This window comes from uncultured Paraglaciecola sp., assembly GCF_913020055.1.
Taxonomy (GTDB): Bacteria; Pseudomonadota; Gammaproteobacteria; order Enterobacterales; family Alteromonadaceae; genus Paraglaciecola.
Map to the genome: position 1 here is coordinate 1 of NZ_CAJWCF010000025.1, position 11,574 is coordinate 11,574.

The 11,574-nt window shown below is 40.7% G+C and carries 8 protein-coding genes; 1 reads left to right on the top strand and 7 read right to left on the bottom strand.

Features of this window, described 5'->3' with window-relative positions; translation table 11 throughout:
* Positions 1-225: 225 nt before the first annotated feature.
* The 4 genes from QZ488_RS07345 to QZ488_RS07360 all read right to left on the bottom strand — a co-directional run bounded on the left by QZ488_RS07345 (position 226) and on the right by QZ488_RS07360 (position 5,744).
* The gene (locus QZ488_RS07345) at positions 226-1,524 is read right to left on the bottom strand and encodes a ribonuclease J (RefSeq protein WP_293747229.1); all 1,299 of its coding nucleotides are present in this window, start codon (positions 1,522-1,524) and stop codon (positions 226-228) included.
* Positions 1,525-1,717: 193 nt separating this feature from the next.
* A complete protein-coding gene (locus QZ488_RS07350; RefSeq protein ID WP_293747188.1) occupies positions 1,718-2,197 on the bottom strand; it encodes a thioredoxin in 480 nt (159 codons plus the stop codon).
* Between the two features lie 44 nt (positions 2,198-2,241).
* A complete protein-coding gene (locus tag QZ488_RS07355) occupies positions 2,242-3,063 on the bottom strand; it encodes an MBL fold metallo-hydrolase (protein WP_293747189.1) in 822 nt (273 codons plus the stop codon).
* A gap of 2 nt (positions 3,064-3,065) precedes the next feature.
* Complete coding sequence (locus QZ488_RS07360; RefSeq protein WP_293747190.1) at positions 3,066-5,744, bottom strand: ATP-binding protein; 2,679 nt, start codon at positions 5,742-5,744, stop codon at positions 3,066-3,068.
* Positions 5,745-6,019: 275 nt separating this feature from the next.
* On the opposite strand from QZ488_RS07360, the gene QZ488_RS07365 reads away from it, so the two are divergent.
* Positions 6,020-7,498, top strand: coding sequence for a hypothetical protein (locus tag QZ488_RS07365; protein ID WP_293747191.1), 1,479 nt, complete (start codon positions 6,020-6,022; stop codon positions 7,496-7,498).
* Positions 7,499-7,574: 76 nt separating this feature from the next.
* Here QZ488_RS07365 and treF read toward each other — a convergent pair whose 3' ends face one another.
* The 3 genes from treF to QZ488_RS07380 all read right to left on the bottom strand — a co-directional run bounded on the left by treF (position 7,575) and on the right by QZ488_RS07380 (position 11,514).
* A complete protein-coding gene (gene treF / locus QZ488_RS07370) occupies positions 7,575-9,146 on the bottom strand; it encodes an alpha,alpha-trehalase TreF (RefSeq protein ID WP_293747192.1) in 1,572 nt (523 codons plus the stop codon).
* Between the two features lie 5 nt (positions 9,147-9,151).
* Positions 9,152-10,402, bottom strand: coding sequence for an MFS transporter (locus tag QZ488_RS07375; RefSeq protein ID WP_293747193.1), 1,251 nt, complete (start codon positions 10,400-10,402; stop codon positions 9,152-9,154).
* A gap of 92 nt (positions 10,403-10,494) precedes the next feature.
* On the bottom strand, positions 10,495-11,514 hold the full coding sequence (locus QZ488_RS07380; RefSeq protein WP_293747194.1) for a LacI family DNA-binding transcriptional regulator: 1,020 nt from the start codon (positions 11,512-11,514) through the stop codon (positions 10,495-10,497).
* Positions 11,515-11,574 lie beyond the last annotated feature (60 nt).

Here is an 11,574-nt window from a genome sequence, read left to right on the forward strand (position 1 = left end):
TTGCAAAAGTCATCGACATCGCAATACAACTCAACTAAATTCTTCATGCCTGTTCCTTGTTTAAATCAGATGTTTTTTGGTCGAAAGATCTGATCTTGGAACAGGCATTTAGTTCCATTGCTTAAACAGGATTGAGGTTAAATAATCTACCTGAGGCTATGATCCCTGATCTTCAATTACACACTGCACTCACCACTACAATTAGTTTGGCTACAGGCGCGCCTTCTAAGATTGTTGCAAAGCAATCCTTCCTGTCCTCACTGCTTGTTTAACTAACGTTACTTCTGGCGCTAACTTAAACAAATCGCCGTTTAATCCAGTCAAACTTCTGGGTACATGACTTAAACGGGCGATGTCTGCATTCGCTTGCAAATGCTCGCTTTCTCCGTGAGTAGGCACAGCTATTTGTGGGCGCACCCATTCGTACATTTGTTTTAGCTCTTCCTGACAGGGGTGGCCAGATGCATGGATGGGTAGTTCTGAGTCATCGGCCATCAATGTGTGTATTTTGCGATCTTTGTAGGCTTTAAGTAGGTTTTCAATAGACTCTTCGTTGCCGGGGATCACGATAGAGCTGAATATCACTAGGTCCCCCTCGTCCAGAGACACATTGCGATAGGTGTCTTTGGCTAATTGATTTAATGCAGCTCTAGGTTCACCTTGGCTCCCCGTTGCCACTGCTAATACTTCTTCTGGTAGTAAATATCCTGTATTAAATGCGTCAAGCACAGGCAAATCATCAGGCCAATGCCCAGTGGCTTTGGCGGCGCCTACGGTGTTTTGTAACGAACGACCAAACAACGCAAAATAACGCCCCGTCTCTTTAGCTATTCTTGCTAAGGTAATCAAACGAGCAATATTGCTGCTAAAACAGCCCACTATGACCCGTCCCTTTGCGTTTACCACAGCTTGTTTCAAACCTGTATAACATTGTTGCTCAGACACCGAGTGCCCTTCGCGATTAGCATTGGTAGAGTCACACACCATAGCTAGGATATTTTGCTTAGCCAATAGTTTAAAAGCATGGGGGTTAAATGGTTTATCTGTGACTGGCGCTAAATCAATTTTCCAATCAGCTGTATGAAACACGTTGCCTGCAGAGGTTCTGATCACAAAAGCATGAGGCTCTGGTAAAGAATGGGTAATCAGCATCCATTCAACGTTAAATACGCCAATATCGACACGCTGGCCACTGTCGATTTCGATAATCGGAATGTTGTCACCTTGACCATCACGAGCAAGCTTTCGGCGTAATATTTCTGCAGTATATTTAGTGGTGTAAACAGGGCATTTAAAGCGACGCCATAAATAAGGCAAAGCGCCAATATGATCTTCATGGGCATGGGTAATTACAATGCCCGCTAACTGCTCTTTGCGTTGGCTGATAAAACTAGGGTCGGCAGACACAACGTCGTGTTTATGCAACCCAGAAGTTTTTGCTTCAGCTTCAGTGCAAAGTGGGCTACTAAAAGTTATGCCACAGTCCATCATCAACCACTGCCCAGCATGACCATAAAGATTCATATTCATGCCAATTTCACCTGTACCGCCTAAAGGCAGAAACCAAAGATCTTTATCGCTGGGAGTAAGTGACTGAATAATAAATTCCTAATATAGACAAACTGTAAGGGGGATAAGCAGCGCCTGTCCGCGCTACTTTTATTTTTAAACTAAACCAACAAGAATTGATCCTACAGGCAGAACATACGTTGCCCAATCATTGAACAACAAAACTGGCTAAATCTTCTCCCAAGCTGGTAACTGGCTTTTCAATGATACGGCCTAATTCTTCCTCTCCTTGCAAAAGAATAAAGGTGGGTGTGTACCTTAAGTCATATTTTTGGTGCAAATTAGTCGGATCTTGTTTGTTATAATTCACCCCATGTAACGACAAGTTAGCCAAATCCACACCTGACAAATCCAATAACTTTAACAGTCTAGGGACTTCACGTTCACTGTCGTGGCACCAAGTGCCGAACAATACAACTAGCGACTTACCCGATACAACATTTACCGCTGTGATCTCGCTGGCACTTGGTTGGTATTGTTCATAAATGGCCCGAAATTGCGGATAATCAGCCATCAACTGGGCCGCCGAAATGATTCCAGTAAAGGGCTCAGATGCCACTCTATGCTGCTCTGTCGAACCACAGCCTACAGACACAACAACCACTAAAGCGAGAAATAGCGCTTTCATTTTAATTTCCTTTTAATGTATTCAGGCCTTCGCCAAAGTATTGATTAATGTTTATGTGACTCGCCAATATTTCGCGTTTCACCGGGTGCTGAAAAATAGTCGACAGTACCTGATTTAAGCTGATTAGGAATAACCACTGGCACGTGAATACCAATAGACTGTTTGGCATTGATTATTTCGTTCAGAATATCATTACCTTCGGCTGAAAAATAGAACCAATACGGCGGCAAAGCAGTATCGCTAACACGTTCTTTCCAATGGCTTTTATAAGGTAGAAAATGTTTATCTTCTGGATCAGCATCGCCCAGATGCATAACTGTGACAGACGTATTTTGACTATTTAGGGTCACTCTAAAAACCAAGTTTTCAATTTCTGCTCGACTGGGCCAACCAGCATGAGGAATGCGCACCGCATCAATTTCTAAACCAGCGACTTCAAAAGCTTTGGGATGCTGATCAAATGCTAGTTTAACACTTGTCACTTGTGGGAGTATTTGCTTCGCACCAGACAATAACATCAATTCTGTAACCGCCTGTTCAGGTGCGATTAACTGAGTCATCGGATATTTCAACATATATTTCAACACCTCATCTGCGGCGAAATGATCACCATGTGCGTGACTAATAACAATAGCGGTAAGGTTGTCAAAAGGCGGAGCAGCACTGAAAATCGCCTGTTTAGTCTGTTCTGGTACCAGCTGATAAGTGCCAAATACTTGATGGAAAAACGGATCGAACAACACTTTTTTATCGCCATTTGTAATCAAAACAGCTTCATTCGCAACATAAGTGGCTGAGCTTTGATGAGCCAAAGCAATAGGTTGACCAATCAAAATTAACCACACACAAAAAACTACCAGTCTCATTATCATTCCATTTCAGTGGTTATAGTTGGCTTCTCAGTTTCACTATACAGTTGAAACATATATTCTTGCATATTCGCAACGTACTCCTCAGCCTTTTGTAAGTTGCCACTATCAATATTATCTTCCACCAAAATAGCAAAATCGCTGAGTTGCCCAAAGCCGTAACTTCCTGCCGAACCTTTCAATTTATGCATAAGAAATTTAATCTGAGCCCAATCATTTTGAGCTCTGGCAGCTTGTATATCTTCTAATTTTTTATTGAAACTTAATCGATAGTTTTGCACTAATTGCTCAAACTCAGAACGATTGTTAGCAAATTTAGTCTGTGATTTATTTTCTTTATTTGTATTGAGGTGAGTCTCATTGTCTATCACCTTAGCTAAGTACTTGGTCAACATAGCGTAGAAATTTTGGCTATCAATGGGTTTAGCAAAGTGCGCAATAGCACCTGCTGCCAACATATTCTTTTTACTATTTGAATCAACATTGGCCGTCAACATGATAATTGGTGCGGTGAAACCTCTTTGTTTAAGAATAGTGGTGGCTTGTAAGCCATCCATTTCTGGCATTTGCATATCCATTAAAACTAAATCAAAACGTTCTTTTTCACAGACAGTTACCGCCTGCTGACCATCGTTAACCAAAGTCAGTTGAGCACCAGTTTTAGCCACCAAATAAGCCACCAACTGACGATTGTCTTCATTGTCGTCAGCACACAGGATATGCCCAATTAATTCAGGTATCTCTGCCTTAGGCTGCAAATCTCTGAGTGGTACCTGGTCAGCCTGATTTTGGTTAATCATTACTTGCTTGTTTGCCGCTTCTACATAAGGCATATACACCGCAAACTGACTGCCTTTGCCTTCTTGACTGGTCACTTTGATATGCCCACCGAGCATTTCTGTTAGTTGTTTACTGATATATAAACCTAAACCTGTACCGCCATATTTTCTATTGGTTGACTGATTACCTTGAGAAAAAGCAGTAAACAATCGCAACTGTTGTTCATCACTCATACCCGGCCCAGTATCAGATACTACAAAAATAAACCTTTGCCTAAAGGTGTCCCAATGAATGTTTAAGTCCACCTGCCCTTGATGAGTGAACTTGATAGCGTTATTGCACAAATTTAGCAAAATTTGTTTGAGTCGAGTGGGATCCGAATTAAATTCATAAGGTAACGGGAAGTTAAGTTTAAGATTAAAGACAAGGTGTTTTTCTCTGGCGAATCCCTCCATATAAGCGTTAACTTCTTGCAGTAAACCAGCCAATACGATATCAGTTTTGTCGAGTTTGATTTTACCCGCTTCTATTTTTGATAAATCTAAAACATCGTTAACTATATTCAGTAAATATTGCCCGCCATTTTGCACAGCCAAAATGGCTTTGGCTTTATCACTTTCACTGGCATTTACGTCACTGAGTATCTCAGAAAAACCGATTATTGAATTAAGTGGAGTACGAATTTCGTGACTTACATTGGCCAAAAACCGACTTTTAGCGTCAGTCGCAGATGCAGCAAGTTGTTGTTCTTTTTGTGCTATTTCGACTTGATACTTAATGGTATTGGTTTGGCGTATTTCTTCAGCCTGATCTTTTATTTTCTGCTCACGCTCCATAACAGCACTTTGCATACTGCTAAATTCTTTGGCTAATTCTCCCAGCTCACTTTTTTCTGACACTTTAATTTGGTCAGTGTAGCTTCCACTTGCTACCAGTTTTGCAGCGTCCAACAAACGGCCGACTGGCCGAGTGATACTGCGGGCAATAAAAAAAGAGCCCAACAATGCCAATAGTACCCCAACTATAAAAAACGGTAACAACTCCAACATAAAGGCGTTGCGGTTTTTTAACCAATCACTGATTGAATCTTGTAACACCACAACAAAATGCTGTTGGTTATTAGTGAATATACTAAAAGGTAAAGCAACCCAATCTTCTGCCCCCATGATAGGAATATCATTCACCGCTCCTTGGGCAACAAAACTAGCCGTTACTTGTTGTAACTCTTGCTGCACAACGGCAGTATTGTTTTGCGTAGATAACAATATCTGGTTTTGGTTTTCAGCTACTACCAAAAAATTAATATCTAGAGATATTAGAGTTTTGATTCTGTTCAAAAAATCAAGATTCAACTTCTTGCCCATCAATAACCAACCAATAGTGGCCGGTGCTTTGATAGGTTCAGCAGACATCATAAAAGGCTCGTTACCCACCATGGCAATCCAAGCTCTGTTTTGTTGTTTGTCATCTAAATCTTGGGCTAAAAACCGGTCGACAGTGAGATCTTCTCCACCATATTGAGCAATCAACATAAAACGTTTATCCAACACCAACGCGATATCTGCGTTAATACGTTTACCATGATTAAACAACACACTTTTGATCGACTCGGTGTCTTCTCCCTGACCGATTGCGCTGCGAAGTGCCCAATCTTTGGCAATGGTTTCAACGCTCGAATCGAGGTGCTGCTTAGCAATCACTACTTCGTTCATAAATACGTTTTTGCCTACATTTAGGCGGGTAACAAATTCACGTTCGGCTTGGTTATAGGCAGCCTGATAAATACTGACTAAAGTCAAAGCAAAAACCAAAGTAAACAAACTCACCACCAGCAAAAATATCTTTCTTTGCAGAGGTGTCCAAATCAGTTTTTTACCTTTTTGTAGGTGTGATTTCACTTATTATTCCTAAGCCACAAAAGAAGCGTCAATTAACGCAGTTTGAAGGTCTCTGGCCCCAAAACAAAACCAGTTGATAATCCAAGTCTGAGGCTAGCACGTTTAGCTCATTTTTCGTATGCAGACAGTTCAGGTTAGATTATAAATCTTCACTAAACGTTATTTACTCACTTTTTTATCACTATTACCTTTTAGTTTGACAACGCGATAAAAAACTACCAATAACAAGATTGCCTTCTATGCTTACTTTGATTCTATAAAACAAGGACACGTATATGAATATCGTCGATTTCCCAACCAACACTTCAAAGTGGAGTTTAGTATTTCACAAGGTCAGCCAAACATCAGTCGAACTCTGGGCTGGCACCTTGTTTGGCACATTGCGCAAACCTAAACTGGCAAGGTTAATTGTTAGCTTAGATGACAATGAAATTAATCGTGAAGATATCACCCTTAAACAGTGGCAACGACCTTTCAACAGGTTAAGTCAGCGCTTTTATGACACCCGATTGGTCTCAAGTTTACAAGCAGGGAAAAGTTATAAAGTGGATTTTTACCAACGCTTAGAAGGGGATGAGCATCAAGGTTTAGACCAATGGCAATTATTACGTAGTGGCACGTTTTCAACCTTACCTGAAGCATTACCCACTAACAAAAACAAAGCCTTTACTGTGGCCTTGAGTAGTTGCTTTTACGAACACCGAGATTGTGGTCAGGCTGCTCGGGCTTTCAAAGCTTTGTACGAGCGTGGTGATGAATCAGTTAAGCCTGACATTAAATTTATGGTGGGCGATCAGGTGTATTTAGATATCGGCCTAGACTCACTGTCTCCATTGACTAACGAAGTACGCCAACGGGTAGCAGAAGACTATGCCAAACACTGGCAAGCATTAGGTAGCATATTGGCCCGTGGCGGGGCATGGATGTTGCCTGATGACCATGAATTTTGGAATGATTATCCGTTTTACGACAGCTTATTGCCTACCTTGTTCATGTTGAAAATACGCAAGATCCGCAATGCTTGGAAAGGCGCATCTCGTGATGGTGTGTTGAACGTGCAGCAAAGTAGTAAGGTCGATACCTTTGAAATTGGTGGTGACCTTTCGTTTTGTTTCGCTGATTTACGCTCCTATCGCAGTAAAACCCAATTTATCGATAAACAAGGTTTTGATAAAATGCTTAGCTGGGCAGAAGGATTAAATAAACCTGGCGTGTTAGTCATTCCACAAGTATTGCTGACTGAAAAAAATAAGTTGGAACGCAATCTATTGAGTTTCAAAAAACAATATTCACAGCTGATTACTGCCATGGCCAGTTCAGGGCACGACATTGTAGTTATGTCAGGTGATGTGCACTTTGGCCGTATTGCTCAGGTCAAAATGGGGGCCCATGGGGGCAGATTGATTGAAGTAGTGTCCTCGCCTATGTCGAACTTAACCGGGTTAAATAGCTTGGCGTCAGATAAAGCCAAAACCACTCCTAAACACTTTCCCGATCCATCAGCCATCGACATCCCAAATTTTGAACCACAACCGGTGCAATACGATAAAAACTTTCATGTGCATACAAAAAAAGGTTTCCCTTTATCTGCATACTGGAAAGAACGCACCCGAGAACATTTTATGACGGTAAGTTTTCACAAAAATACGGCAAGCGTGGGTATGTCAGTTCAAGCGTGGCGTATTCGAGAACAAGACAGTGACCGTCTACCAGTCAAAGACTTTAAGCAGGCTTTTACAGTTAATTTAAAGTAAAAAAGGGGCTGTACAATTTTTTGCAGTTGGCGGTATCGCAACATATCTATGTGCGATTTCGCCAAATTACTACGATTTACTGTATTGGAAGTATGTGTTTTGCGCCTAACAGTTTATAAAATGCCAATGAAACACCATTTGTCCAACCAAAACCATGCTGAACTTCATACTCACCGCCCTGTGCAACATGTTGACTGTGTTGCACATTATATTTTTCCATCATGTTGTTATCGGTAATAAATTGTTGCTCTACCGTTGCCACCCAGCGTTCCATTATTTTCACTGGTAACAATTCAAATCCATAATTGATTAATCCAACAACCGCGAACCATTGAAGTGGGGCCCATCCATTTGGCGCATCCCACTGTTGTGCACTATGGTTTAATGTTGTTACTAGGCCACCTTCCATAAGGAACGAATTTTCCAATTTATGGGCAATGTGTTGAGCTTGTTCCTGTGAGGCTATCTGAGTAAATAAAGGTAAACATGCCGCTAAGGATTGAGTTGGTGTTTTTTGACCTTTGATAAAATCGAAATCATGATAAAAGAAGCTGTGCTCATTCCACAAATAGTAATTGATTGCATCACTTCTAGTCTGCGCGAATTCAGCAAATTTTATACTCTGTTCTGTTTCAAGTAACTCAGCATAAAATTGACTCAGTAACATCTCCAACTTATACAACAAACAGTTTAGATCAATAGGTACTATGTGGGTTGTATGGATAGATGCTAAGTCATCTTGGTCGGCTAACCACCTAGAACTAAAATCCCAACCAGATTCACATCCGGCGCGGATGTTCCGGTAAAAGTCAGGCCTTTTGGCAACCGCAATTTTTTCTGCTTCCTCGATATCTTCGCGATACGATTCTGGCCTAGGCTCAGTACTATCGTCCCAATAACGGTTTAAACACTCTCCATTTGGCATTTTCACAACACGCTTAGTTGCAGCAGCATCATCGGTCAATAGCTCTTTACCTTGCATCCAAAATTGGTATTCCTTTTCCATTCCTTGCACACAGTGTTTTAGAAATTGGTTTCTGACTTGCACTTGATTGGCGGGAATATTCTGCAAGTACATTTCAACCATCAGCCCTAATACAGGGGGCTGGGAACGGCTATTGTAATAACTTCGATTGCCATTAGGTATACAGCCTAAAGTATTTTGTAAATCAATAAAATTTAAGATCATTGACTTAATAAGATCTGACCGAGACGACTCATTTAAGCCTAATGCCGTGAAGTAACTGTCCCAATAATAGATTTCACGAAACCTGCCTCCAGGCACAACATAAGAATGAGCAAGTGGTAACAAAGAAGATGAATCTAATTTATCAGGTTGTTTTTCAAGTTTTGGCCAAAGAGATTGAATATAACTTTTTACCGAAGCACTATCCGTATCGTTGCTTAATAATATCGTTTTAGGGATGACAAAATTTTGCTCAACAAAAGTTGTCAGATTAAAGGCTTCATTAGTCTTAGCGACGTCATAATCAGCATATATTTCTGACCAAGCATGTTTGGGGTAAGCGTCAGCAAATGTTTTACTATCTGCAAATATTCTAGACAATTGCACATCATGAAATAAACGACTTTTAAAGAAATCTAAACTTTCTTGTAGGCAAAGTTTTGCATCGGTTTTTTCTGACATAACCACTATTGACCGCTCTGCATGGTGGACGAAGCCAACTTATTGGTTGAATTACGAAAGAAGTACAAAGTGGTCGCCAACAGCGCCATAGGCAGCAACGACAAGTAAAAAGCATTTTTCCCGCCAAAAGTATCAAACACAAGGCCAGTAATAACCGAACCTGTGGTGCCACCAAGCGCAGAAAAAACAACAATCAAGCCTGTCATTTGTGCATGTTTTGCTTTTTCCAAAGAACTTAGCATTACAGAGTTAATAATTGGATAGATGGGTGCCATCATCAAACCAGCTAAGGGTAAAAGATAAGCGGCGATGGGCGCATTAAAAATACCTGTAATGCCCGTTGGGTCGATGTCATCTGCTAAGGGCAAACTCAACAGCATTAAAATAGCCATCATCGCGATACATATATTCAAAAATAAAAACCAATTCATGTACTTCAATATCTGCCCGGCCATTAATCTGCCAATAGCTATCATAGCCGCAAAAATACTGGTGATTTGCACACTCACATCAACTGGCAGGTGTAATACTTCACTATTAAAAGTAGGTAACCAGGTGCCAATGCCTTGCTCTATTAATACATAAAGAAAAACAGACAAAACAAATACCAAAACCAGAGGTTTATATGCCAATTTAAGCATGTCTACAAACTCGTGGATCAGGCCATTATTTTGTGGTTCAACTGGGGCTTTTTGAATGGGTGAGAATAAAACAATACCAGCGGTGATGAACAATACTGCGGCTAATGGGTAGTATACATTTAGCCAATCGAGTGAAGTGGGTGCTTCTGGGTCTATATAAGCACTGAAGATCCAATAACCAGACAATACGCCCAGCATAAAAATACCCTCAATTGTATTCAGTAAGGATGAATGAGAACGAGTATCGTGGGTGAGTTGACCTACAAGGGAATAAACAGATACTTTGACTAAAGCAAAGGAAGTTCCGATACAGGCGAACAACAACTTTATCGCAACAAAGTCCCCCCAAATAGGCGTGACTAAACAAGCGCCTGCTGCCAATAATAAACCAAACAACATCGCCATTTTGTAACCAATTCTTGGAATAAAAGAGGCGACGAGAAAAGACACAAGGGCGATGGATAAATCTTTAAACCCTTCAAGCGTACTGGCATCTGGCTTACTGATACCAAAGCTGTTTATGGATTGCAAAATAACCGTACCCACACTGTTCAACAAAATTGCGAACATAAAGTAACAAGCTGCAATCGCACTAATCACAAGCAATCGGGACATACACACTCAACTCATAGAAATTTAATGACGTTAGTCTATAGCCAACACAGTATAAATGCAATCGATTGCATTTATTTTCTAAACAAACCTCTTTAGTGACGGGTGGAATTACGGGTTATTAACTCAATATCAATAACAGTAGATTGCGTTGGTTTACCCTCAAATTGGTTTACCAATTGATTCACCATCACTTCTGCCGCTTTTTTTATGTTTTGCCTAATAGTTGTTAGCGAAGGGTGAAACAGCTCTGCCATCGCAATATCATCAAAACCTACTATCGCTACTTCGCTGGGAATGCCTATGTATCTTTCTTTTAGGGCCTTAAGCGCCCCTAAGGCCACCATATCACTTGACGTGACTATGCCATCAAAAAATAAACCATGATGCAAAATCGTCTCACTAATTTTTTCATAGGCTGCGGTACTAGTAATATCAATAGACAAGGTTAATTTGTCTTCAATTATACAGCCTGCTTCAGACAAGGCTTGGCGATACCCTTTATAACGTTCTGCCAATTCCAAATGTTCAGGATCACCTAAGAACACAATATTTTTGCATCCACTGTCTATCAAATGTTTGGTTGCAATATACCCTCCTAACTTGTTATCGCTGCCAACTACAGTGTAATCAACGTCAGATGTAGGGTCGCCCCATACAACCATAGGTAGTCCAGAACGCGCGACCGCATCAATTTTTTCATCACTTTTACCTTGGCCGACTACAATGATGCCATCTGCCCTACTACTCGAAAGAAAATAATTAGCCCAATCATCGGATGCCATAAAAGAATTCGATAGCAATAATTCATACCCCTTATTATTAAGTGCCTGATTAAGTTCACCTACTACTTTTAGTAAAAAGGGGTCACTAATACTTTGTTCAGTATGGTCTACCAAATTCAAGATCACTGCTATCACGTTAGTTTTTTGAGTACGTAAACGGCTTGCAGCTGCGTTGATACTAAAATTATACTTAGTTGCTAGTGCCTTTATTTTGTCTCTGGTTGCCTGTTTGATAACGGGGTTGTCGTTCAAAGCCCTTGACGCTGTAGATGTAGAAACTCCAGCCAGCTTGGCAATATCAGCAAGTGTTAATCTTTTATCCGCTTTCAAAATGTAGTCCGTCTCAATAGTTTAATAAAAAGAGTTTGGTGTTTATTCCAAAGCACAACT